Source organism: Desulfotomaculum sp. OF05-3, from assembly GCF_003435535.1.
Classification (GTDB): Bacteria; Bacillota; Clostridia; order Lachnospirales; family Lachnospiraceae; genus Pilosibacter; species Pilosibacter fragilis.
Genome location: NZ_QWGO01000039.1, coordinates 1 through 24,804, shown reverse-complemented (window position 1 = coordinate 24,804; position 24,804 = coordinate 1). Strand labels below are relative to the sequence as shown.

The following is a 24,804-nucleotide window of genomic DNA, read 5'->3' as shown; positions in this document are numbered from 1 at the left end:
GGACTCTGAGTGGTCGATTCCTCCGGGCTCTAACATCAATGTGGAAAGGTGTGGATGTCCATGTATTTTGCCAGTGTTTTGCCGCTTTTTCATAAGAGAAGTGTAAGAGAGGATTCGTTGCATTTCGGGACAAGATAGGATATAATGAGATGTATGCGTAAAAAGGAAAAATGTGTTCGAAAGGAAAAGAACCCATGGAGGTCAGAAGCTGTGCTGCTTAAAAAGAAGTCAGTACAAAATGGAAACAAAAGGATCGTATAGAGGTGAATCACTATGAAAAAATCAATCAAGACAGCTATTTTCGCATGCGTCTTCGCGGCGGCTTTCCAGATTACGGCTTTTGCCGGATTTTCCTGGAGAGTTGAGAGCGCGGACAGCTCCTACGTGGGGACGACGAATGTGACTGTGACGAATACATCGGGAAAGAAAGAGACGGAAGACGCGCCGATCGTGCGGAAGGGCGCGGTGGTGACGTTTACAGAGGCGGCTGCCAGCGCGACATATACCGTGAAGGCATATGACGGAATGGGAAATCCGATCAGGGATTTTAATGCGTCTCTTGGAACGATAAAAAAAGGTGGAACACTTCAGTATACACTGGACTGGAACGCGAGAAAATCCGAAGGAAAGTCTTCCTACACCGGACAGGCAGGCGTTTTTGAGATCCAGGCGAAGGATTCCGACGGAAAGACCTGGAGACAGAGATTCGTGATCAACAATGTCTGCGCATCGGGCGTTCTCTCCAATATGTATCTCTACAGCAAAGGTACGTTCTACCAGTGGAAGAGCAATTCGAAAGGCTGGTGGGTGGACAAAAAGTCCGGCGGATACCTCACGAATGCCTGGTTCCAGTCTCCAGTGAGCGGACTCTGGTACTACATGGGGGCTGACGGGTATATGCTGACGAACACGACGACACCGGACGGATATAAGGTGAACGCCAGTGGTGTGTGGGTGAAATAAATAGAGGTCCCGAGGAACTGATATTTCCTGTTTGTTGGACGAAAAATAATTTTACTTAATAGGAAAGATTCTCAATAAAGATATTCCATTTTCTTTTAAAAAGAGTATGATAAAAGCAGTTAGAAATAACTAACATGCGGTCACGAAAAAGAATGCAGCCGCTTTAATAATACTCCTCCGGGAGGGAAATGGAGCAGAATCATGGGAAGATTTTATCAGCTTTCAAAGAAAATTTCGGAACAGGAAGTATCAGAGATCATGCGGGAAGTGCTGGAACTCCCGGAGATTAAAGATGCAGAGATCGTCGATGGCAAGGTCAGAGTTGAGACGAAGGACAATGTGTTTGCCGACGTGATGAGTACCGTTGTGAATATTTTCCGCCGTGTGGCAGGCGGATGTGAGCTGTCCTTTGTGGGATTTGCTTATAAAGATTGATCGGAAATCAAAATCTGAAATGTGAAAAGTGCAGGATCATGGACAAAGATAGTACATGGTCTCTGCGCTTTTTTCTGGCATAGAGAAGACCGTGCACGGCAGGTGCTGAAAGGATATTTGCATGAAAAGCCCTGCTCGGGTGACTTTCGTGAGTCTCCCAAAAATGCAGCACATTCAGCCTGATCTGCACATAAAAATAATGCTGGAAACACAAAAGATGTGTTCCCAACATTTTCAAGGGATCATCATAATAACGCTGAAACTGTTGGCAGATCGTTCCAGATGCATTAATTTTTCTCTTCGGAAGAATATTTTTTGATATGTTCTTTGATTGCAGCGAAGCTCTCCGCACTGATATCGTGTTCGATCCGGCATGCGTCGTCGAGAGCGGTCTGCTCGCTGACACCGAGGTCCATCAGCCATTTGGAGAGGGCTGTGTGGCGCTCGTAGATCGTTTCCGCGATCCGGCGGCCTTCATCGGTCAGTGTGATATGTCCCTCGTCATTTACCAAGATCAGGTTGTTGACCCGGAGATTCTTCATTGCGACGCTGACGCTGGGTTTGGAGAAGCCGAGCTCAGTTGCGATATCGATAGAACGCACATACGGCTGTTTTTCGCTTAACATTAAAATAGTCTCAAGATAGTTTTCAGCAGATTCCTGGATTTTCAAGTAATTACCCCCATATATCGTGTAACGTGGTTAGAAACTTTTCAGCGCATTGATGTACGAAAAGCCGTCATAAAAAAAACACAGCCGTGCAATAAGTTCAGCACAAGCCTGTAAACGCCGGAAAGTTATAACATTGTCCGTGATCATTATCAGTTAAACGGAACCTTGTTATTCTTCATTTTAGTATAGCATAATCCGTGAAATGAGTCAAAGTCTATTCTTCCTTTTGAGAAAAAATAACAGTAAATGGGGTGAGAGTTATTCTTATACAAAATAATTAGCTGCAACTAATATAATGGGAAAAACTCTCAATTACAGATATTGACAATGAAGTTAGTTTATGCTAACCTTGTAGCATCAGTTAGGCGGATCTAACCCTTGAGCAAAGGAGGAAAAATTCATGAGCGTTGTTATTATTGGCGGACATGACCGTATGGTCAGACAGTATAAAGAAATTTGTGAAAATCATAAATATAAAGCGAAAGTTTTCACCCAGATGAAGACAGGGCTTGATAAACTGATCGGAAGACCGGATCTTCTGATTCTGTTTACAAATACCGTATCCCACAAGATGGTGCGCTGCGTATTAGATGAGGTGGATGAGAACCGTACTGATATCGTCCGCTGTCATACAAGCAGCGGCACAGCGCTTGCTGAGATTCTTGAAAAGCACAGTGCATAAACCGGAACTGCCGGTGGGATAATGTGATGAGAAAACAGGCAATAATCCGGCAGACCTGCACATTTACTGTGATGACAGTAAGAAAGCACAGGCCGGAAGGCACGGAATCATTATGATGGAAAGGCGGTATGACGTATGAGCGAAGAGATCTTCGGGGTAGTACAGAAGCTCCCGGTCAATGGAACGAAGAAGCAGGTAGTTTTACAGTGTGCACCGCTTCTCACAGGCATCAAATTATCGAATCTTTTAAATGTGCGTGCAGATCAGAAAGAAGAAGTGTTCAAACTTTTTGAAGGATCACCGGTATGCTGCCGGGTTCTCTATGAATTCCGCGGCAGATTGTCGATCCTGCTTTACCGTCCGGGAATGCTCAGGGCATACCTGGAACGGGAGGATGTAAAACGGTTAATGGCGTCCTTCGGATATGAGGACCTAGGTCTTGAGGAAACTTTGGACCGCATCGCGGAAGGTTATCAGGAGCACATGGACGGAAAACTGGGATTCCCCCATGAGATCGGTCTTGTTCTCGGGTATCCGCCAGTGGATGTAGAGGGATTCATTAAGAAGGGCGGCAGAGATTTTCTATATTCCGGATATTGGAAAGTGTATGGAAACCTGGAAGATGCGTTAAAGACATTTGAGGCATATGACCGGGCGAGAGATTATGTGATCTCCATGACCGGAAACGGAAACGAAATCAGGGATATCCTGGCGGCATCCTAAGTACCGCCGGTTCCAATAATAAAAAAGCGGTGGACGTCGAGATCCGGGTTACCGTAAAACAAATTTCAGGAGGAAATTAAAAATGGATAAGGTTATTGTTGCATACTGGTCACAGACAGGAAATACCGCTGCTATGGCTGCAGCAGTCGGAGAAGGGATCACAGAGGCAGGCAAGGAAGCAGTTGTTACAGACATCTCTTCCGTATCTATGGATGATTTACAGGCAGCATCCGCATTCGCGCTTGGATGCCCGGCAATGGGAGCTGAGGTTCTTGAGGAAGGCGAGATGGAGCCGTTTGTAACTGAGGTTGAGGCATTTGCATCCGGCAAGAAGATCGGTCTGTTCGGTTCCTACGGCTGGGGAGACGGTCAGTGGATGAGAGACTGGGAAGACAGAATGAAAGCTGCTGGCGCTACGGTTGTAGGCGGCGAGGGTGTTATCTGCCAGGAAACTCCGGATGATGAGGCTCTTGAGAACTGCAAGGCACTTGGAAAAGAGCTTGCTGCATTAGCATAAGATATATTTAAAGTAACTGTTCAGTAGGTCTGCGCACTTGCTGCGCTGACCGTAAGAAAACATAGGCTGGAGGGCAAAAATCCCATCAGCGAAGCTGATCTGGAATGGATTTTTGCATGTAACTATGAAGGTACTGAATAGTTACTATTTAAATAAGAATGTTCTGACATAAACATAAAAGATGCCGCCGGGAAAGGATGCAGTCCCGGCGGCGTTTTTTATGGTGCTATATGTCTGAAAGAAGCTGCCGATCATCACGAGTGACCACTTCAGCGCAAAATGTACTTTGACATACTCTTACAGGTGATACAAAAGACCGCACCCCGCATGAAATGTGGCGGAGCGCGGTCTTTTATAATAGCCTAGAAGAAGGTCCGTATAAAGTTGTTCTTGCAGAACCGGTACTGCCTCGTCGGTCGTCCCTTGCCTTCCTGCTTCTGGGATTCGATCTCTTCTATTAAATTGGAATCCAGAAGCTGTTGTAAAATACGGTTGCAGCTGCGGCTCGTGATGTTGAGCCACTGGGACAGGGAGGCAGCTGTCATGATCGTGTCCTTATCCATCTGGAAGAGACCGACGATCTTTAGGAGATTGCTCTCGTTGATCCCGTTGCTCTGGGAGTAGTCCAGAGCCTTCGTGTTGGAATAGCTGTAATTTAAGGATCTCGTAAGAGAGAGCGGGCCGGTGAGGGCATTGTCCTCGCCGGAGATGACAAAACCGTCATTCTTTCCGTATTTGACAGCTTCCTGCAGGGCAAGGTCTGCCTGATAATGACTCTCACCGAGAGATTTTCCGAATCCGGCGCCGAGACGGAATTCCAGATCGCCTTTCTGATCCAGAAAAGCGATGAGATCCTGGATACGGCTGAAGCTGCTCTTGTAGAGATCACTGTCGAGATCCAGCTCAAACCGGTTGGAGACTGCGTGAAGTGAGAAATCGTACGCGTACTCTTTTCGGAAATCAAGAAGATATTTGTGAAGGGTGATCTCCAGATATTCCCGGTCCTGTGAGGAGATATTATCGGGATAGACAAGCTTTATGAGGATCACGAGCTTGTTGAGCTGGTTCTTCTGTTTTAAGCGGATAGAATTGATTGCGTGCCGGATGGAATCGCGGACCATCTCCTCCGTGGGGAGAAAGTGGATATAGGGGATCTGAAGCTTGTTGAGGACCTCCAGCTGGTTTGTGGTCCGCGTGAACATCATGTCGATCTTTTTACTTTCCCAGAGCTCCACAGCCCGCTCTTTTAAGGTTTCATAGTTATAGACAGGATTTTCAAAGCAGTAAGGCATATGTTCCGGATCCAGATATTTCTTTAAATTCATAAAATCATTTACCGGAGTCAGAAAATCAATATAGAGTCTGTTTAGCGGAACATCCGGGTAATGGATCACAAAATTTAACAGGATGGACAGCAGAGTCTTTTCAGTATAGGAGATAAAGGTGCATGGGACCTTCAGATCATCCACATGGGTCAGAATATAGGAGTAACCAAGTTCCCCGGAGAAAAACAGCACATCGGAGATGTCCTTACACTGTTCGTATATGTCTTTAATTTCTTCCAGATTTTCGTAAACGTACCTGTGAAATACACATCCAAAGTCGTTGTGTTCGATCGCTTTATCGATGACAGCCATTGATTTTAAAGGACTTATGATACTGATGCTGATCATGGCCGAACCTCCCTTTTTTTATATAAGGACATGCTATTAATGACAGGCATGTCGATAAATCAGCTTTTATAAGAATCGTACCACAGATTGTTGACAAAGTCAAAAGGGTATGTTAGAATAAAGACAAATAAAGGACGTAAGCAAAATGAGTCCCAAATAGATCAAGAGATTTGTAAGATTTGTATTGAGGGAAATGCGAAAGCTTCCAAATCGCGAGATACAGCGAGAAATCCTGTATACATAGTAAAAAACAACGTATTATATATGATATTTAAACTATATATACAAAAGATACAAAAGCTTTCTCGGAGATCCAATTAAGGACTTGATTTGGGGTTCATGAGCAGGGAAAAGTCTTTTATTGGTGCAAAATGGCACAGGGGTTTAAGAACCAACATTTAAGGAGGTATTTGCGAGATGAGCAAGTATGTTGAGAGGGTAATTGAGGACGTAAAGACTAAATATGCTAACGAGCCGGAGTTCTGCCAGACTGTAGAAGAAGTATTATCTTCCTTAGGTCCGGTTGTAGATGCACATCCGGAGTATGAGAAGGTTGCCCTTCTTGAGAGAATGGTAATCCCGGAGAGAGTTATCGAGTTCCGTGTTCCGTGGGAGGATGACAACGGAAACATTCATGTAAATACAGGTTACCGTGTACAGTTCAACGGAGCAATTGGACCGTACAAGGGAGGTTTAAGATTCGCACCGAGCGTAAACCTTTCCATCATGAAATTCTTAGGTTTCGAGCAGACATTCAAAGACAGCTTAACAACACTTCCGATCGGCGGCGCTAAGGGTGGTTCCGACTTCGATCCGAACGGCAAGAGCGATAGAGAAGTTATGAGATTCTGCCAGGCATTCATGACAGAGTTATATCGTCACATTGGTCCGGATGTCGATGTTCCGGCTGGTGACCTTGGTGTTGGCGGACGTGAGATCGGTTATCTGTTCGGTCAGTACAGAAAACTCAGAGGTGCTTACGAGAACGGCGTATTAACAGGTAAGGCTCGTTCCTTCGGTGGTTCCTTAATTCGTCCGGAAGCTACAGGTTTCGGTGCTGTTTACTACCTTGAGTCTGTTATGAAACATGAGCATGACACATTAGAGGGTAAGACAGTTGCAGTTGCTGGTTTCGGTAACGTAGCTTGGGGCGTTGTACAGAAATTAGCTGAGTTAGGTGCTAAGGCTGTTACACTTTCTGGCCCGGATGGATACATCTACGATCCGGACGGAATTACAACAAAAGAGAAATTCGACTTCATGCTTGAGATGAGAGCTTCTGGACGTAACAAAGTTCAGGACTACGCTGATAAGTTCGGCTGCAAGTTCGTAGCTGGAGACAAGCCGTGGGGCGAGAAAGTTGATATCATCATGCCGTGTGCTACACAGAACGATGTAGACCTTACACAGGCTAAGAGAATCGTTGCTAACAACATCAAGTACTACATCGAAGTTGCTAACATGCCGACAACAAACGAAGCTCTTAGATTCTTAATGGATCAGAAGAACATGGTTGTTGCTCCGTCTAAGGCTGTTAACGCTGGTGGTGTTCTTGTATCCGCTCTCGAGATGAGCCAGAACAGCGAGAGAATCTCCTGGACAGCTAAGGAAGTTGATGATAAGCTTCATCAGATCATGACAGAGATCCATGATGGTTCTGCTGAGTGCGCTGAGAAGTATGGCCTTGGCTACAACCTGGTTGCAGGTGCTAACATGGTTGGCTTCCAGAAGGTTGCAGATGCTATGATGGCTCAGGGTATCGCTTGGTAGTTTGAAGCGAGTCTCAAATATGACAGCTTCCGATTTGCGAAAACTGCATAAAGAGCATTAGGTTCTGAATATTGGGGATGCTGTCGGGGAGTGTGTCCGACGGCATCCCTTTTAAGTTGTTGGCGTCTGCGAGAGGGCGTTGACGGCATGACGGCTATTAAGAAAATAAAACATATTCGCGAAAATGCTTTACAAAATTAGTTTGGTTTTGTAAAATATAATGAGAGCAGGGTAATTCCTGTTCACTGAGGGTTTGGGGAATAATTTCATTTCTTGAAAGGAGAATTTTATTATGAATTGCCTTATCATTGATAAAGTATGGGGTGGTATCGCTGAGGAACTCAGCAAATGCATGAATGTTAAAACAGCTGACAATCTTCCGTCCAGCAAAGAGCAGCTTATCGCTGAGATCGGTGATGTTGATGTCCTGATCATGCGTGTAGACCCGAAGATCGACAAAGAGATCCTCGACGCAGCTAAGAACTTAAAGGTTATCGGCGTTTGCTCCGTTGGTTTAAACCATATCGATATGGAATATGCGAAATCCAAAGGAATTCAGGTATTCAACGCACCGGGCTTAAACGCAAACGCAGTAGCAGAGTTAACAATTTCCAAGATGTTAGACATCTCCCGTGGAACCTTTACAGCAAACTACGATGTAAAATATAACCATGAGTGGGATAAGTACAAATTCGAAGGCCGTGAGTTAAGAGGAAAGACTCTTGGTATCATGGGATTCGGTCGTATCGGTCAGCGTGTAGGCGAGCTTGGCCGTGCATTCAAGATGAACATCGTTGCTTACGATCCGTTCCTTCCGGACGACGTATTTAAGCAGCAGTGCGCAACAAAGGCTTCTATCGACGAGCTGATCAAGGTTGCTGATTTCATCTCCATCCATGTACCGCTGACACCGGAGACAAAGGATCTCTTCAACAAGAAATCCATCGCTGAGATGAAAGACGGCGCTGTTGTTCTTAACATGAGCCGTGGCGGTATCGTAAACGAGGCTGATATGTATGAAGCTCTGAAAGAGGGCAGAATCGGCGGCTACGCAGCAGACGTTATGGAGAACGAGCTTGCAGGCAGCGGCTTAACCGGTAATGATACATTCGCAAGCCCGCTGTTCGAGTGCGATAACTTCATCGTATCCCCGCACATCGGCGCTCAGTCTGTAGATGCTTCTAAGGACATCGGTGTTCATATCGTTGCTAAAGTTAAAGAGGCTCTTGGTTTATAATTCAGAGAACTCAGAAGAACCCGGAGACGGACTGTCACCGGGTTCTTTTTGTTAAGACTTCAAAAATAAGGAGGACATAAAAATGGGCACAATTACGGAGTCAGCAAAGGCTTTCATGCCGAAATTATCTGAAATCAGAAGAGATTTTCACATGCACCCGGAGGTTTCCCAGCATGAGGAAAGAACCGGAAAGAAGGTAGCAGAGTATCTGAAGGAGATGGGATGCGACGAAGTATATGAAAATGTCGGCGGATACGGTGTAGTCGGAGTTATCAAGGGAAAGAAAACGGGTAAAGTCGTTGCTCTCCGTGCGGATATGGATGCATTACAGATCCAGGAGATGAATGAGGTTCCTTATAAATCCAAGAATGACGGTGTTATGCATGCCTGCGGACATGACAACCACATGACGGGTCTTCTTGGTGCTGCAATGCTTCTCTGCGAGAGAAGAGAAGAGATCGCCGGAACGGTGAAACTGATCTTCCAGCCTGCGGAGGAGATGTCTCCGGTTGGCGGATCCAGAGGAATGCTCCATTCCGGATATATGGATGATGTGGAAGCTGTATTCGGTCTTCATGTATGGCCGGATCTTCCGCACGGCAAGATCGGGGTGAAGGCAGGCCCGTTAATGGCTGCAACAGACCACTTTACGATCAATATCCATGGTAAGACTGCCCATGGCGCAAAACCGAATCAGGGTATTGACGCTGTTGTTCTCGGTTCCCAGTTCGTTATGGCCGCACAGACCATCGTCAGCAGAAAAGTTGATCCGCTTGACAATGCTGTTGTGACATTCGGTATTTTTAACGCAGGAACAAGATACAACATTATCGCAGGTGACTGTACACTGGACGGAACCGTTCGTACATTAAATGAGGACACCCGCGCGATGATCGAGGATTCCATGAGAAAGACTCTCGATGGTCTCTGCTTACAGTCCGGCGCAACTGCTGATATCAACTATGGTCATGGCTATCCGGCACTTGTAAATCATGAGGAGGACGCTGAGCTGATCCGCAATACAGCAATCAAGCTTTTCGGCAAAGATGATGTTGTGGATGTAAAACTCCCGGCAATGCCGGCGGAGGACTTCTCCTTCTATCTGAAAGAGAAGAAGGGCGCATTTGTATGGCTCGGCACCGCAAAACCGGAGCAGGATCCGGTATGGCCGCTGCATAACAGCCGTTTCGATGTGGACGAGGATATCCTCTGGAGAGGTTCTTCCCTGTTAGCACAGACTGCGATCGATTATTTAAATAAATAATGGATGATCCTGGGGCGGCGGTTGGAGTAGAACTCCGGCTGGTCGCCCTGTTTTGTCTATGTGGTCAGCAGTTGAAAATACATGGTGAAACCACGATAACGAAAGGGGTCCGTTTGGAGGATTCCTTACAGCAGGAGGAAACGATATGACAGCAGGAAACGCGATCCTCATCGTTGCGATCGTGACTGGGCTGGGTCTGATCGGAGCTCTCTTTTTTGTGATGTTTAAGATCCGGCAGATTTCGCGGGAATTTTTCGGAACCTCGAGTCTGATCGAAGGGCTGAAACGTCAGGAAGCGCTGGAGGACGATACACCGAAGTCGGTGTCCGGAATGACGAGGGTGGAACTTCCGCGGATCGAGAAGGATTTCCCGGAGTTTCACTGGCCGGAGTGGAAGCAGAGGTGTGAGAATCAGTTAAAGGGCTATCTGGAGGCGCTAGAGCACCGAGATCTCTCTTACCTTGGAAAGGTGTCTGTGGCCTTAAGGGATCAGGTACGGCTGAAGATCGAGGAGATGGAAGAGAAGGAGATCCGGGAAGAATTTGACGCGATCCATGTCCATCAGACGGAGATCTCCAGATACGACAAAGATCCGGGAAAATGCCGGATCCGGATCCAGTCCGCGGTGGAGTACCTGCACACATTAAAGACGCCGGATAAAAAGAAAAATGTGGAGCAGGAAAAAGAACAGCACCGCTTCAATATGGAGCTGGTCTACATCCAGGATATCACAAAGATACGCGCTGGCGAGACTGCTATTGGTGTCAATTGTCCCCACTGCGGCGCACCGATTGTCGGTCTTGGCGATCGCGTCTGCCCATACTGCGGCGGCGCCGTGGAACCGGTGAATGTGAGAGTGTGGGAGTTGCATCGGATCGAGGAAGTGTAAATTGAAATGAACTGAAAAAAACTCTGGAATTCTGATATTTTTGATCAGAATACTCCAGAGTCTTTTTGTCATTGAAATAAATTATTTTGCCTTTGCAACTTCCCGCTTTTTGATCTCCGGTAAGATCAGACCAAGTGCTGTGAGCACTACCGGTGTGATTACATTTAATGCTGTGGAAGCGATATCGCCTTCAACATACATTCCGAGGAGACAGCAAGCTGCGGTTACGAAGAAGCACCAGCCGCCTGCAACAAGGGCAATTGTCTGGTTCTTTGTAAATTTGTACTCCGGGTTGAACTTGTTGAGGGATTTTCTGAGAGCAATGTATGCTGCGAATACCCACAAGTAACGAAGCGGCATGGTTACAGAATTCAGTTTGTTTAACTGAGTCAGAACGGATGCAGCACCCGGTACGAAGGACTGGATCAGGATGATGCTGCCGGATAAGCAGATAACCATCTTGATACCGTTGATGTATGCGCCATGCTCATTCTTCTTTAAGAGGCCGGACGGAACGAACTGTCTTGCATCCTCGTTGTCAAGAAGTATACGAAGCGGAGCGTCGATACTTAATACAAGTGTGGAGAACTGACCGATGGCGTTGCATGCTGCGTAGATAACGAGCAGGAGGTTGCCAACATGATAGTACTCACCGAGCTTCTGGAAGGACCAGTAAGCGCCGTTGGAAACGTAGGACTTGAAGCTGTCTGTGCTCTCGTTGATGACAGCCGGATCAAACATCATGCCCATCGCGATACTTCCGAGGATCGCGCAGACCATAACCATAACGGCTAACATGATCATACCCTTCGGGAATCCCTTGGACGGATCTTTTACCTTATTTACATAAGGGGAGATCTTCTCGCATCCGCCGACTGCGAATACAAGGATGGAGAGGGATGTGAAGTAGTTCACGTTGAACTGCGGAATCAGACCTTTTACTGTGTAATCAGCAGAAACGAAACCGCCGTTCGGGTTGATTGCCGGAGCTGCGAACATCATTAAGATGAACAGGATGGACATTACGAACATACTGGAACCAGCGATCGTTGCTAATTTCTTTAACGGGTTTAAGCCGCGGCTTGCAACCCAGCAGAAGAACAGGAAGACAGCGAGTGTTGCCATCTGTACAGCGATCGTCGGGAATGTGTCGTAAGTGGAGCCATTCTGGAATACCATCCAGCTTAATGCCTTTAATCCGCCGCTTCCTTTACTTGCGATGTAAGTTACATGGCAAGCCCAGTAAGTCCAGCCAGCGTAATAAGCGCATTTCGGGCCGATCGTTTCGTGGATCCAGGAGCTGACGCCGCCGCCGGACTGCTTGAAAGCGGAGCCGAGCTCACCTACCATCAGGGCATAAGGCACGAAATAGAGAGCGAACATCAGAACCCAGCTGAAGATTACCTGTACTCCGTTGAAGTAAACGAAGCCATTCAGCACGTTTCCGAATCCCCAAACCGTGGAGAATGCCATGAAGGCCAGGGTGTACCAGTCGATTTTCTTGGTGTTTTCCATAAGAAACCTTCCTTTGATATAAAATTGTATTTGTCCGCGTAACACGAACTTATTTAGTATAACATATAATTATGGAAATATGAACAATTTATTATGAGAAAAAAATTGGAAATCAATTAAGAAAATTTGGTAGAAATCCATAAAAATGCAGAAAAAGGTCAGGTTGAAAATGTTTTCTAAAGAAGGGGGAAAGAGGAGAGAAAAATGAAACGGACGAGGGATTGGGGCAGCGGTTTGGGAACATGAATGGAAAACAGATGTCCTTATTTAAATAGGAAAACTTTGAAAAAACGAAATAAAAGAAACATATTCTATATGAAGAAGAAATGTGGTAAAATATCTGGATACATGCTCTGCTTTTTATAGAAGCAGGATGGAAAATAAGGGAATGAAAAAGCGGAGGACAGTATTCTGGGAACAGATGCACAAATGAGGCAATGCTTCCGGGAAAACAAAAGAAAAATCAGGAGAGGATAGGTACAAAATATGGGGTATACAGGATTTGAGCGACTGTGGCTGTTCTTTGCGTTCAGCTTTTTCGGCTGGGTTCTCGAGACGGTGACAGCGGCAGTGCGGCAGAGACGGTTTGTAAACAGAGGGCTCGTGAATGGGCCGTTCTGCGTGCTTTACGGTATTACGGGAACCGCGATGCTTGTTGTCTGCCGGGAACTGCATGGAATCTGGCTGTTTCTCGGCAGTATGATCTTTTCGACTCTGGCGGAGTGGATCGCTGGCCATGTGATCGAGAGGATGTACCATGAGCGGTGGTGGGATTATTCCCACATGAAATGGAACCTGGACGGATATATCTGTGTGCCGGTGTCTATCGTATGGGGCGTTCTTGGCGCCGCTACGATGCGGTGGGGTGCACCGGTCCTGGTGCGGGTATTCCGGATGCTCCCGCGGACTCCGGGGCATCTGATCGTGTGGATTCTGGCGGCTGTGCTGGCGATGGATGTCACGGCGACCTTATGTATCTTATCCGGCAGAAGCCGCAGGATCCGCCAGTGGGAAGGCGTGGATTCCTGGCTCACAGGTGTGAGCTCAAGGCTTGAGCGGAAGATCTATGGCTGGGTGGACCGCCGTATCCAGAACGCCTACCCGGAGGCGGTATACCGGGAGGAGCTCCAGGCGGAGGCTGAGCAGAGAAAGACGATATTCGCCTACGGCCTTTGTTTTTACAAGATCGCGCTGCTTCTGGTAGTCGGCGCGTTCCTCGGAGATATCGTGGAGACGATCTTCTGCCGGGTGACGGCGGGCGTGTGGATGAGCCGCAGCAGCTTTGTCTGGGGACCGTTCAGCATCGTCTGGGGCGTGGCCCTGGCTGCGGCGACGATGCTGCTGTACCGCTACCGGAAGTATTCCGACCGGTTCCTGTTCTTTATGGGAACATTCCTCGGCGGTGCCTATGAGTATACCTGCAGCGTTTTGACAGAAATGCTCTTTGGAAAAGTTTTCTGGGACTACAGTAAGATTCCGTTTAACCTTGGCGGGCGGATCAATCTTTTGTATTGCTTTTTCTGGGGAATTGCGGCTGTGGCATGGATCAAGGGTATCTACCCGGTAATGTCCGCCTGGATCGAGAAGATTCCGATAAACTTCGGAAAGGCAGCGACATGGCTTCTCCTGATATTTTTCTGCGTGGACATGGCGGTCTCCGGGCTGGCCCTTGTGCGAAGCAGTGAGAGGGAAAAGGGAATCCCAGCGGATTCCGCTTGGCAGCAGGTGATGGATGAGCATTATGGGGATGAGGTGCTGAAAAAGATCTATCCGAATGCGCTGAAAGTGGAGTAACCATGGTTTCCGGCAGACAATCCGGTGAAATTATGGTAGTATATACATATGAAAGAAAAAGGAGCGTGAATACAGATGACGATGCATAATCATGCCGAAGTCGGCGAAATTTCTGAGCGGATCGTCCTGGTAGGAGATCCGAACCGGGCGAAGTATATCGCGGAACATTATCTGGAAGATGCGGTGCTTGTGAATGATGTGCGGTGTGCGTACTGCTATACGGGAATGTTTGAGGGAGTACGGGTATCTGTGATGGCAGTCGGAATGGGCGGACCGTCCATGCTGATCTACGCCACGGAGCTCTGCAGGGATTATGGCTGTAAGATCCTGGTGCGTGCAGGTACCTCCGGCGGCTATCAGGACGATATGAAAAACTTCGATATCGTCCTGTCCCAGGCGGTCAGCACCACCAGCGGAATCAACGACAACATGTTCAACGGACATTTCTCACCGGTGGCAGATTTCGGGCTTTTGAGCACCGCGAAACGCATTGCGGATGAGGAACATCTCGTGACGTACGTGGGCGGAACGGTCTGCAACGACAGACTTTACCGCGACGAAAATTATAAGTCGAAGATGTGGAAGAAGTACGGTATGCTGTGCTCTGAACAGGAGGGCTGCGCATTTTATACGGCGGCAGCAGAGTTTGGATGCCGGGCTCTGATGATGGTGGGAATCACAACAGGAATCCGCTATGACGAGAACGGACAGGAGATCTTTGTGGACCTTCCAGAGCGGGAACATGCCCAGTCCATGGATGATCTGGTACGGCTGGCGCTTAAGACGGCGGCACATGCGGAGTAGAGAGCGCTGAACAGGAAAGACCAGCTTATAGTAGGAGCGGATCCTGCTGGCTCAGAATGTTAAGGATCGTAATAGTGATAAGATGCAAAAAGAGGACACTGCACGTTACATGCAGTGTCCTCTGACATTTATCAGCTTATAAAGCTAAATCAGTAAGACGATCAGATCTGCGGGCCAGCGGCAACGAGGGCTTTACCAGCTTCGTTACTCTCATATTTTGCAAAGTTCTTGACGAATCTGCCTGCGAGGTCTTTTGCTTTCTCTTCCCAGTCAGCAACGTTTGCGTATGTATCACGCGGGTCGAGAATCTTGGAATCAACGCCCGGAAGCTCAGTCGGAACTTCGAAGTTGAAGTGCGGGAGCTTCTTTGTCGGTGCGTTTAAGATATCGCCGTTTAAGATCGCGTCGATGATTCCACGGGTATCTTTGATGGAGATACGCTTGCCGGTTCCGTTCCAGCCTGTGTTAACGAGGTATGCCTTAGCGCCGCTCTTTTCCATCTTCTTAACAAGCTCTTCCGCGTATTTTGTCGGATGGAGCTCCAGGAATGCCTGACCGAAGCAAGCGGAGAAGGTCGGTGTCGGCTCTGTGATTCCGCGCTCTGTACCAGCAAGCTTTGCTGTGAAACCGGACAGGAAGTAGTACTTTGTCTGCTCCGGAGTCAGGATGGATACCGGCGGAAGTACACCGAATGCATCTGCGGAGAGGAAGATCACGTTCTTAGCTGCCGGACCTGCGGAGATCGGGCGAACGATATTTTTAATATGGTCGATCGGATAGGATACACGGGTGTTCTCGGTTACGCTCTTGTCAGCGAAGTCGATCACACCGTCTTTATCAAGTGTTACGTTCTCGAGAAGAGCATCGCGCTTGATCGCGTTGTAGATATCCGGCTCGGATTCTTTATCAAGGTTGATAACTTTAGCGTAGCAGCCGCCCTCGAAGTTGAATACTCCGTTGTCGTCCCAGCCGTGCTCGTCATCACCGATCAGGAGACGCTTCGGATCTGTGGAAAGAGTTGTCTTACCTGTTCCGGAAAGTCCGAAGAAGATCGCTGTGTTTTTGCCTTCCATATCTGTGTTAGCGGAGCAGTGCATAGATGCGATGCCCTTTAACGGAAGGTAGTAGTTCATCATGGAGAACATACCTTTCTTCATCTCTCCGCCGTACCAGGTGTTGATAATAACCTGCTCGCGGCTTGTGATATTGAAGACAACAGCTGTCTCGGAGTTTAAGCCGAGTTCCTTGTAGTTCTCAACTTTTGCTTTGGATGCGTTATAAACAACGAAATCCGGCTCGAAGTTCTCAAGCTCTTCAGCAGTCGGCTTGATGAACATGTTCTTTACGAAGTGTGCCTGCCAAGCGACCTCAACGATAAAACGGATCGCCATGCGGGTGTCTTTGTTTGCGCCGCAGAATGCGTCGACAACGAAAAGTCTCTTGTTGGAGAGCTCTTTTAATGCGATATCTTTTACTGCCTTCCAGGTTTCCTGGGAAGCCGGATGGTTGTCGTTCTTATACTCGTCAGAAGTCCACCATACAGTATCTTTGGAATTTTCATCCACAACGATAAATTTATCTTTCGGTGAACGGCCGGTGTAGATACCGGTCATAACATTAACTGCTCCGAGTTCGCTGACCTGTCCTTTTTCGTAGCCTTCGAGTTCCGGCTTCATTTCCTCCTCGAATAACATCTCGTAAGACGGGTTGTAGACGATCTCTGTGGTTCCGGTGATGCCATACTTGCTTAAATCAATCTTTGCCATCGCTTATCTAACCTCTTTTCATAAATTTGGTCCCGACCGCAGTGGGGCAGGACTATCGTCTTGTACATGTTCAGGGTTGAACAGGTACCATTACCTGGAAATTTTACAGGCAATAATGATATCTTTCACTTCCATTATACATGAAATTTGGACAAAATCAACAACAAAATGGCAGACTTTGTTAAAATAATATCATTCTTTTACTGGATGCCGTTTTTCATACTGAAATTTTAAGAAAATAAAGTAAAGACATTATTTTCAAAGAAAAAGCAGAAATATGAGGTTGACAAAATTAGATGGTTGTACTATCATCCAATTTAGTTGATGATACAACTATCTGGAGCGAAATTGTGTTAAAATTTGCATGGCGGTGAGACAGGACGGATATGAATGAGGGCGTCCGCCGCGCTTCACGATATTGTAATTCCATGGAACAAGGAAAAAACAAAATACGCAGATAGCGTGAAGCCGGGGGAGCAAAAGTAAAGCGATATTTGGAGGAGACTTTATGGACCAGACTGGAAGAAAGATCACAAAGATCGCCCGTGAGGTTGGAAAGTTCACGGTGCAGACCATGAAGGAAGAGGGGATCGGAACAGCGGAATTCGATTTTATCCATCTCGTGCGCCACAATCCGGGAATCACCCAGACGGAGGTACGGGAGACTCTTAAGATCGATAAGGGCGCTGCGGCGAGGCGGGCGGCAAGCCTGGAGGCAAAAGGGTATCTCGAGAGAAAGCCGAATCCGGCGGATGGAAGAAGCCAGCTGCTTTACGCGACAAAAAAGGCGGAGGCATTAAAGAATTCGAAGGCGAGTATCGAGGCGGTCTTTTATGAGTGGCTGCTGGCGGAGCTGCCGGAGGAGGAGAAAAACGCATTTTGTGAGACGCTCGACAAACTGTACTGGCGGTCGAAGAATGAGCGGAGAGCTGGATTTGTGGATGTAGCGGAGTTAGTGGAGAAGCATAAGGAAGAGAATATAGAGGGTGCAGATGAAAAAAATGTAAAAAATAGAACTGTTTGAAGCTAGGATCTTGAAAGCAGCGGTGATAATAAAGAGAACGAGAAATTCTGGGTCTGGTGCAGAAAAAAGATATTTTTGAAGAAATTGCAGCAAAAATAAAAACAGACACTCCGGAAGAAGCTGCTTCAGAGAGAAATCGGTAACTCGGAAAAGTTTATAAGACTTCAGGAAAGAACAGCAATGGAAAAGAAAAATTTTCGCCCAGATAAGATCATGATGTATTTCCGGGCAGAATGGAAGGTTCTGGCGTTGATCACAGTGTCGGGATTGATCTATAACCTGGGCCTCATGGCGGGGCCATGGTTTGAGGGAAAGATGGCGGGCTGCCTGATGCAGATCCTGACAGGGACGGAGCGTTTTCCGGCGATGCTCCGGCTGGCGCCCGCCTATGTGATCGTGATCGGAACGGTGCAGCTGGCGAGATATATCAAGCGGTTCTATGTGCGCCGGTTCGCCAACAATGTAAACCGGCGGATGAAGCGGATCCTGTACCGGACACTGATACATAAATCCCGTGTGGAGCTGGAAAAAGAGGGCGCCGGAAATGTCATCACGAAGGCGATCTCCGACGTGGATGACTGCGTGGAAGGTATGAGAAAGTTTACCACGGAGATCTTTGATACAGGTGTGGCACTTTTCGGATATGTGTGCATGCTGCTCTATTACGACTGGAGACTGGCGCTCTGTTCCATGATCTTTCCTCCTTTTTCCTATATTATAGCAGAGAAGATGAAACGGATCGTCCAGACAACGGGAGCAGCTTACAAGAAGCAGACCGGAAAGCTCAACGCGGTGACCCTGGACCGGATCACCAACGCCATTACATACCGTGTTTTCGGATGTGAGAAGGAGCGCGGGGAGAACTACGAAGTCCACTTAAAAGAGTATGAACAAGCAGCTGTGAAGGCGAATATCTGGAACGCGGCTTTGCCGCCGGTCTACAAGGTGATCGCTATGGCGGGAACTGTGATGATCCTGTATTTCGGTTCAGAAAATATCCTCGGAATGGGCTGGACGTCATGGGATGTGGCGGCATTTACCACATTCCTGGCATGTTACGCGAAGCTCTCCGATAAGTCCTCGAAGGCGGCGAAGCTCTTCAATGTGGTCCACAAGGCGCAGGTTTCCTGGAAGAGGATCCATCCGTACATGGAGCGGGCGTCTGAGGCTGTGGAGAAAGATGAGATCGCGGCGCAGAATGAAAACTACAATGCTGAAAACTCCGACAAGGATATGAAGAATGGACCGGGAGGCAGTGCGGTGCATAAATCCGGGCAGCAGTCAGAAAAGAACAGCGTCAAAGAAAACGTAGCCGTAGCTGATCATCTCACTTTCGCCTATCCGGGCAGTGACCCGATCTTTAAGGAGATTTCCTTCACCGCGAAACCAGGTCAGATCGTCGGCATCACGGGGCCGGTGGCGTGCGGAAAATCTACACTGGGAAAGAGTTTTCTCTGCGAATATCCGTATGAGGGTCATCTGACTTACGGCGGCAGGGAACTTTCCTCCTACACGGAAAATGAGCGGAGCCGGATCATCGGGTATCTTGGACATGATCCGGAGCTTCTGGGAGACAGCGTGGAAAACAACGTGCTCTTGGGGGATGATGACAACGTCTGGCCATGGCTTAGGGCTGTATGTTTCGACGAGGAGGTCCGGGAGATGGAGGAGAAGGAGAAGACCGTTGTGGGAAACAGTGGCGTCCGTCTCTCGGGAGGGCAGGCGGCGCGTCTTGCGTTGGCGAGAACACTCTGCCATGGAAAGCCGGTGCTGGTTCTGGATGATCCGTTCTCGGCGCTTGACAGAAATACAGAAAAACAGGTATTTGAGCATGTGAAGGAGCTCTCGAAAGACAGGATCGTGTTCCTGATCTCCCACAGACTATACCTGTTCCCGGAGTTCGACCAGGTGATCTGGATGGACCAGAAGATGGGAACATGCAGCAGCCATGAGAGGTTGATGGCGGAAAATCCGCAGTACGCGGAGCTTTACAGGGCGCAGATTTCGGAGAAAGATGAAAACATTCTGTCAAGTGAGAAAAAGGATCATCCTGACGGCGCACAGAAATATGAGGATATTGAATAGACAACGAAAAGAAGCGGAAATCGCGGGAATCCATCAGGGAGACCGCATGAAAATTCTGGGGAGAGGAGATGGAAATCATGACTGCAAATAGACGTATCAGCGCGGCATCGATTATCGGAAATACCGTCGTGCGGGAAAAATGGCTTTCCATCGGAATCATTCTGACGGTGACAGGTGCCGTTGTCATTTCCCTGCTTCCGCCTCTCGTTCTCGGAAAGATCATTGACCGGATCGCCGGCGGAAATTTCCCGGGATTTTCCATGGCAGCAGAGTATTTTCTGCTGATCTTTTTGTCGGGGGCGCTGGAGTCCTTGAGAGAAAGTTTCCTGACTGTGTTTGGACAGAAGATGACCCATGCGTTCCGAAGCGAGCTTTCGAAGAAGCTTGTCCGGCTGAGCACTGACACATTAAATAAGGAAGAGCCGGGTGCTGTGGTATCCAGGTTTGTGGGCGATGTAGATACCGTGGAGGCATTGTTTACCTCCGGAATCATCAGCATGTTCGCGGATGCCTGCAGAGTCATCAGTATCTTTGCGGTGATCTGGTTCCAGAACCGGGGACTTGCGCTGCTTCTTGTTGTATTGATTCCGGTGATCTTTGCGTTCACGAGAATCGTCCAGAAGCAGATGCTGACGGCGCAGTTAGAGAATCGCGCGGCAATGAGCCGTGTCACAAATCATGTTCCGGAGACAATCCGGTGTATCAGAACGATTCATACACTTGGAAAAGAGACGTATATGGAGAAAAGGTATGATGACTATATCGGGGAGAGCTATTCGGCGGTCGAGAAGACGAACTTTTACGACGCTGTTTACTCGCCGTTGATCCTGTTCCTGAATGCGGTGGCGGTGGCGATCGTCATGCTGCTTGCGGCATCCGGAAACGCGAAGATCCTGGCATTGTTCGGCATGTCCGTGGGAAAATCTGTCGCAGTCATCAACTATATTTCCCAGGTATTCTCGCCGATCGAGAATCTCGGCATGGAGATCCAGACGATCCAGTCGGCGGTTGCGGGTGTTTACCGGATCAACGAGTTTCTGGCGAAGCCGGAGAGGGAGATGGTAGAAGAGAGAGCACTTGTGGATTCCAGACATACAGTTGGAAAGAATGGCGCTGTACAGGAATTAGAGAATGCGCAGGGGAGAGCGGAGAATAGTTCCGGGGACACCAGTGCGGCGAGTATAGATTTAGACGCGGCCAAGGTAAATGATAGCGGAATTTTCGAAAATACAGAACCATGCGTGGAGTTTAAAGATGTCACCTTCGGCTACGACGACCACATCGTTTTAAATGACATGAATTTCGCAATCTATCCGGGCGAGCAGGTAACGCTGACGGGACGTACCGGCGCCGGAAAGAGTACGATCTTTAAGCTGCTTTTAGGACTCTATCGCCCGAATTCCGGTGAGGCTCTGATTGAGGGCGAGGCGGCATATCGGCTCTCTGACAAGGAGAAAAGAAAGAAGTTCGGCTATGTGGAACAGTCCTTTCATATGGTTCCGGGCACGGTCCGCGACCAGATCACACTGTTTGACCCGGCGATCGGGGACGAGGCGGTGCAGGCGGCCGCGAAGCTCGTGGGACTCCATGGGACGATCGTGAGCCTGGATGATGGCTATGACACATTATGTAAACCGGAGATATTCTCCCAGGGTCAGTGGCAGCTCTTATCCATCGCGAGAGCCGTTGCCGGAAAACCTGGGATCCTGCTTCTCGATGAGATCACGGCGAACCTTGACGCGGAGACGGAGGAGGTGGTGCTCCGGGCATTAAAGAGCGCGTCGGAAGGACGTACTGTTATCTCGATCTCCCACCGTGTTTACCAGAAGGACGGAACTGGGCGGCTCATTACCGTGTATGGATAGGGATTTTCTGAACTGAAAATCCCGTACAATACAGTTATGGCAGCGGATTTTGCCGATTTGGAATGCGAAGCATCGGCAAAATCGGTTACAGTTCATGTAAGCATGAACTGTAACACCAGATCAGGTATTTAGCGATTGGGAGCTGATTTATATTTACAAATGTTGACAGTGGGAATATAATAAGCCGAAGAAATCCTCGAGATTTTGTTTGACTGGAGGCGAAATCATGTCAATTTTATTTGCGATCGTATTTCTTGTCGTGATCTTTAAGTGCGTTGGTCTTGTGCTTGGCGTATGTGGAAAACTTCTCGGCGCGGTGCTGAGTTTGTTTGGATTTATCTTATCCATCGCTGTCGGAGCAATCGTATTCGGAATTTCCACGGCATTTGCATTGGTGCTGTTATGCATCGCGGCGGGATGGCTGTTGATCAAGCTGATATTTTAAAGATCGTGTGTTTAGAATGGACACAGAAAGTGTGAGACTCCGGGATGGTGATGCCGGCCTGCAAAATCCGTCCCGGAGTCTTGACAAACATGGAAAAATCCATTAAAATCCATCATATATGCATATCAGACAGGCATTGAAGAGGGAAAGTAGATGAATGGCGGCATCCCAGAGAGGAAGCAGACGGTGAGAGCTTCCATGTGCGCGTTGTTGAACCGGCCTCGGAGCTTTGTGCGAGAGATGTGGAAAACGGCAGTGAAAACAGATTGCCGCAGTGAATGACTACATTGCTAAGTACAGCGTAGATCCGGCGTTAACGGATATCAGAGGAGAGTTCCCGTAAAGTGCGGGAGCTAATTTGGGTGGTAACGCCGGCTGTCGGTCCCTTTTGTGGACGACAGCCTTTTTTATGTAACAGGGAATTCCTTGGAATTTCCTGTTACATAAAAAGGCACTAATGTGCCAAAGATGCGCACTCGCGCGAAGATGTAGATTGTCGCAAGCGACCGCGCGAGGCGCGAGAATGTGCCAAGGCACATTTTTTTCGTTTCCACGGGGAGTGCCCCGGAACGGAACAGGCGTCCTGCATCCTCAGAAATTTTAGATGTATGCAATCCAAGAATTCATATAAAGGAGAAAAGCAATGGCAAGAGAGAAGAAACTTGTGGAATCCATCACTTCTATGGAAGACGATTTCGCGCAGTGGTACACAGACGTTGTAAAAAAAGCAGAATTATGTGATTATGCAAGCGTAAAGGGCTGCATGGTCATCAAACCGGACGGATACGCGATATGGGAGAACATCCAGCATGAACTGGACAAGCGCTTCAAAAAAGCAGGCGTAAAGAATGTTTACATGCCGTTATTCATCCCGGAGAGCTTACTTGATAAAGAGAAAGACCATGTAGAAGGCTTCGCACCGGAAGTTGCATGGGTAACACAGGGAGGTCTTGAGCCGCTTCAGGAGCGTCTCTGCGTCCGCCCGACATCCGAGACTCTGTTCTGTGATTTCTACCAGAAAGACATCCACTCCTACCGTGACCTTCCGAAGGTATACAACCAGTGGTGTTCCGTAGTAAGATGGGAGAAGACGACAAGACCGTTCCTCCGCTCCAGAGAGTTCTTATGGCAGGAAGGCCACACCGCACATGCGACAGCAGAGGAAGCTCAGGAGAGAACGATCCAGATGTTAAACCTCTATGCAGATTTCTGCGAGGATTTCCTTGCGATCCCGGTCGTTCGCGGACAGAAGACAGATAAAGAAAAATTCGCAGGTGCTGAGGCAACCTATACCATCGAGTCCTTAATGCATGACGGAAAGGCACTCCAGTCCGGAACCAGCCACAACTTCGGCGATGGCTTCGCAAAGGCTTTCGGCATCCAGTATTCCGATAAGGACAACCAGTTAAAATATGTTCACCAGACCTCCTGGGGTATGACGACCCGTATGATCGGTGCCATCATCATGGTACACGGTGACAACGAGGGTCTTGTACTTCCGCCGAACGTAGCTCCGACTCAGGTTGTGATCGTTCCGATCCGCCAGCAGCAGGAGGGCGTTCTTGAGAAGGCAAGAGAGGTCGAGGAGGTTCTCTCCAACTTCCGCGTAAAAGTTGATGATTCCGACAAGAGCCCGGGCTGGAAGTTCTCCGAGTCCGAGATGAGAGGAATCCCGGTCCGTGTAGAACTTGGACCGAAGGATATCGAGGCAGGTCAGGCTGTATTAGTACGCCGTGACACCCACGAGAAGATCACCGTTGCTTTAAGCGAGATCGCAGAGAAGGTGGATGAGCTCTTAAAGACGATCCAGCATGACATGTACGAGCGTGCGAAAGCACACCGTGACGCCCACACCTACGACGCACACAACATGGAAGAGATGAAGGATATCGCTGACAATAAGCCGGGCTTCATCCGCGCAATGTGGTGCGGCTGCCAGGAATGTGAGGATAAGTTAAAGGAGCAGGTTGGCGTGACCTCCAGATGTATGCCGTTCAAGCAGGAGAAGCTTGCTGAGACCTGCGTATGCTGCGGCAAACCGGCAACCAAGATGGTTTACTGGGGCAAAGCATATTAATGAAGCAATGGAACATCAGGGATCTGACGCTCGGAGGGCTGTTTACAGCCCTCATCGGCGTCGGAGCTTTTCTTAAGATCACGATCCCGGTGCAGCCAGTGCCCATGCACTTTACGCTGCAGTTTTTCTTTGTGCTGCTTGCGGCCCTTTTGCTTGGATCAAAAAGGGCATTTGCCAGCGTGCTGACATATCTGGTGATCGGATTGTGTGGGATCCCGGTCTTTGCCACGGGCGGTGGTCCGGCGTATCTTTTAAAGCCTACATTCGGCTTTTTGATCGGATTTGCGGCGGCGGCCTATGTGACGGGACGTGTATATGAGATCAGGAAAAGTACATCTTTTTCCTGGCTTTTATTTTCTGCATTCTGGGGACTTCTCGCAGACTATGGCTGCGGGATGATCTATTTTTATGTGTGCAGCAATTTTGTCCTTGGCGTAAGCGTCGGATGGAAGGTCGTGTTTGTCAACTGCTTTCTTCTGACGGTCGGTGAGGATTTTATTTTATGTGTTCTGGCGGCAGTTTTGGCGAAACGGCTGATCCCAGTTCTTAAGAATCTGGGGAAATGATTACTAATTTAACCTGTTGTGCTAGATAAAATAATATAA

At 48.2% G+C, this 24,804-nt stretch carries 21 protein-coding genes and 1 other annotated feature; of the genes, 17 read left to right on the top strand and 4 right to left on the bottom strand.

Annotated features, from left to right (window positions below; genetic code table 11):
• The first annotated feature begins 273 nt into the window (after positions 1 to 273).
• Both DXA87_RS15340 and DXA87_RS15335 read left to right on the top strand, forming a co-directional pair.
• Positions 274 to 963: a hypothetical protein gene (locus DXA87_RS15340; protein ID WP_117505232.1), complete on the top strand. Its 690-nt coding sequence runs from the start codon at positions 274 to 276 to the stop codon at positions 961 to 963.
• Between the two features lie 201 nt (positions 964 to 1,164).
• A complete protein-coding gene (locus DXA87_RS15335; protein ID WP_117471062.1) occupies positions 1,165 to 1,398 on the top strand; it encodes a hypothetical protein in 234 nt (77 codons plus the stop codon).
• Positions 1,399 to 1,685: 287 nt separating this feature from the next.
• On the opposite strand, the gene DXA87_RS15330 is transcribed toward DXA87_RS15335, so the two are convergent.
• Positions 1,686 to 2,069 carry a metal-dependent transcriptional regulator gene (locus DXA87_RS15330; RefSeq protein WP_117471063.1) on the bottom strand — a complete coding sequence of 128 codons (384 nt, stop codon included), beginning with the start codon at positions 2,067 to 2,069 and terminating at the stop codon, positions 1,686 to 1,688.
• A gap of 400 nt (positions 2,070 to 2,469) precedes the next feature.
• Here DXA87_RS15330 and DXA87_RS15325 point away from each other — a divergent pair, with 400 nt between their 5' ends.
• The 3 genes from DXA87_RS15325 (at position 2,470) to DXA87_RS15315 (ending at position 3,991) form a co-directional block, all read left to right on the top strand.
• Positions 2,470 to 2,751, top strand: coding sequence for a DUF2325 domain-containing protein (locus DXA87_RS15325; protein ID WP_015555087.1), 282 nt, complete (start codon positions 2,470 to 2,472; stop codon positions 2,749 to 2,751).
• 135 nt (positions 2,752 to 2,886) lie between these two features.
• Positions 2,887 to 3,474: a DUF3793 family protein gene (locus DXA87_RS15320; protein WP_117471064.1), complete on the top strand. Its 588-nt coding sequence runs from the start codon at positions 2,887 to 2,889 to the stop codon at positions 3,472 to 3,474.
• A gap of 82 nt (positions 3,475 to 3,556) precedes the next feature.
• Positions 3,557 to 3,991: a flavodoxin gene (locus DXA87_RS15315; RefSeq protein WP_117505230.1), complete on the top strand. Its 435-nt coding sequence runs from the start codon at positions 3,557 to 3,559 to the stop codon at positions 3,989 to 3,991.
• Between the two features lie 362 nt (positions 3,992 to 4,353).
• Here DXA87_RS15315 and DXA87_RS15310 read toward each other — a convergent pair whose 3' ends face one another.
• Positions 4,354 to 5,664 (bottom strand): hypothetical protein, encoded by a 1,311-nt coding sequence (locus DXA87_RS15310; protein WP_117471065.1) that lies wholly within the window; start codon positions 5,662 to 5,664, stop codon positions 4,354 to 4,356.
• A gap of 417 nt (positions 5,665 to 6,081) precedes the next feature.
• Here DXA87_RS15310 and gdhA point away from each other — a divergent pair, with 417 nt between their 5' ends.
• The 4 genes from gdhA to DXA87_RS15290 all read left to right on the top strand — a co-directional run bounded on the left by gdhA (position 6,082) and on the right by DXA87_RS15290 (position 10,824).
• Positions 6,082 to 7,434 carry an NADP-specific glutamate dehydrogenase gene (gene gdhA, locus DXA87_RS15305; protein ID WP_117505228.1) on the top strand — a complete coding sequence of 451 codons (1,353 nt, stop codon included), beginning with the start codon at positions 6,082 to 6,084 and terminating at the stop codon, positions 7,432 to 7,434.
• 292 nt (positions 7,435 to 7,726) lie between these two features.
• On the top strand, positions 7,727 to 8,671 hold the full coding sequence (locus DXA87_RS15300; RefSeq protein ID WP_021905919.1) for a D-2-hydroxyacid dehydrogenase: 945 nt from the start codon (positions 7,727 to 7,729) through the stop codon (positions 8,669 to 8,671).
• Positions 8,672 to 8,753: 82 nt separating this feature from the next.
• Positions 8,754 to 9,935 carry an amidohydrolase gene (locus DXA87_RS15295; protein WP_117505227.1) on the top strand — a complete coding sequence of 394 codons (1,182 nt, stop codon included), beginning with the start codon at positions 8,754 to 8,756 and terminating at the stop codon, positions 9,933 to 9,935.
• A 145-nt stretch (positions 9,936 to 10,080) separates the two neighbouring features.
• Positions 10,081 to 10,824 carry a zinc ribbon domain-containing protein gene (locus DXA87_RS15290; protein ID WP_117505226.1) on the top strand — a complete coding sequence of 248 codons (744 nt, stop codon included), beginning with the start codon at positions 10,081 to 10,083 and terminating at the stop codon, positions 10,822 to 10,824.
• A gap of 81 nt (positions 10,825 to 10,905) precedes the next feature.
• Here the strand turns inward: DXA87_RS15290 and DXA87_RS15285 are convergent, their stop codons facing one another.
• Complete coding sequence (locus DXA87_RS15285; RefSeq protein ID WP_117471069.1) at positions 10,906 to 12,339, bottom strand: amino acid permease; 1,434 nt, start codon at positions 12,337 to 12,339, stop codon at positions 10,906 to 10,908.
• A gap of 486 nt (positions 12,340 to 12,825) precedes the next feature.
• Here DXA87_RS15285 and DXA87_RS15280 point away from each other — a divergent pair, with 486 nt between their 5' ends.
• Both DXA87_RS15280 and DXA87_RS15275 read left to right on the top strand, forming a co-directional pair.
• A complete protein-coding gene (locus DXA87_RS15280; protein ID WP_117505224.1) occupies positions 12,826 to 14,133 on the top strand; it encodes a putative ABC transporter permease in 1,308 nt (435 codons plus the stop codon).
• 75 nt (positions 14,134 to 14,208) lie between these two features.
• Positions 14,209 to 14,937 (top strand): purine-nucleoside phosphorylase, encoded by a 729-nt coding sequence (locus DXA87_RS15275; protein WP_117471071.1) that lies wholly within the window; start codon positions 14,209 to 14,211, stop codon positions 14,935 to 14,937.
• 161 nt (positions 14,938 to 15,098) lie between these two features.
• Here the strand turns inward: DXA87_RS15275 and pckA are convergent, their stop codons facing one another.
• On the bottom strand, positions 15,099 to 16,703 hold the full coding sequence (gene pckA / locus DXA87_RS15270; RefSeq protein WP_117484211.1) for a phosphoenolpyruvate carboxykinase (ATP): 1,605 nt from the start codon (positions 16,701 to 16,703) through the stop codon (positions 15,099 to 15,101).
• Between the two features lie 508 nt (positions 16,704 to 17,211).
• On the opposite strand from pckA, the gene DXA87_RS15265 reads away from it, so the two are divergent.
• The 6 genes from DXA87_RS15265 (at position 17,212) to DXA87_RS15240 (ending at position 24,765) form a co-directional block, all read left to right on the top strand.
• Complete coding sequence (locus DXA87_RS15265; protein ID WP_117505222.1) at positions 17,212 to 17,727, top strand: MarR family transcriptional regulator; 516 nt, start codon at positions 17,212 to 17,214, stop codon at positions 17,725 to 17,727.
• Positions 17,728 to 17,907: 180 nt separating this feature from the next.
• Entirely contained in the window at positions 17,908 to 19,812 is a 1,905-nt protein-coding gene (locus DXA87_RS15260) for an ABC transporter ATP-binding protein (RefSeq protein ID WP_117505220.1), read from the top strand.
• A 77-nt stretch (positions 19,813 to 19,889) separates the two neighbouring features.
• Positions 19,890 to 21,677, top strand: coding sequence for an ABC transporter ATP-binding protein (locus DXA87_RS15255; RefSeq protein WP_117505218.1), 1,788 nt, complete (start codon positions 19,890 to 19,892; stop codon positions 21,675 to 21,677).
• A 226-nt stretch (positions 21,678 to 21,903) separates the two neighbouring features.
• On the top strand, positions 21,904 to 22,122 hold the full coding sequence (locus tag DXA87_RS15250; protein ID WP_117505215.1) for a hypothetical protein: 219 nt from the start codon (positions 21,904 to 21,906) through the stop codon (positions 22,120 to 22,122).
• A 127-nt stretch (positions 22,123 to 22,249) separates the two neighbouring features.
• Positions 22,250 to 22,512 (top strand) — a binding site (T-box leader).
• A 253-nt stretch (positions 22,513 to 22,765) separates the two neighbouring features.
• Complete coding sequence (proS, locus tag DXA87_RS15245) at positions 22,766 to 24,199, top strand: proline--tRNA ligase (RefSeq protein ID WP_015555070.1); 1,434 nt, start codon at positions 22,766 to 22,768, stop codon at positions 24,197 to 24,199.
• On the top strand, positions 24,199 to 24,765 hold the full coding sequence (locus DXA87_RS15240) for a biotin transporter BioY (RefSeq protein ID WP_021905906.1): 567 nt from the start codon (positions 24,199 to 24,201) through the stop codon (positions 24,763 to 24,765). The genes proS and DXA87_RS15240 overlap by 1 nt, the downstream gene beginning before the upstream one ends.
• Positions 24,766 to 24,804: the final 39 nt, after the last annotated feature.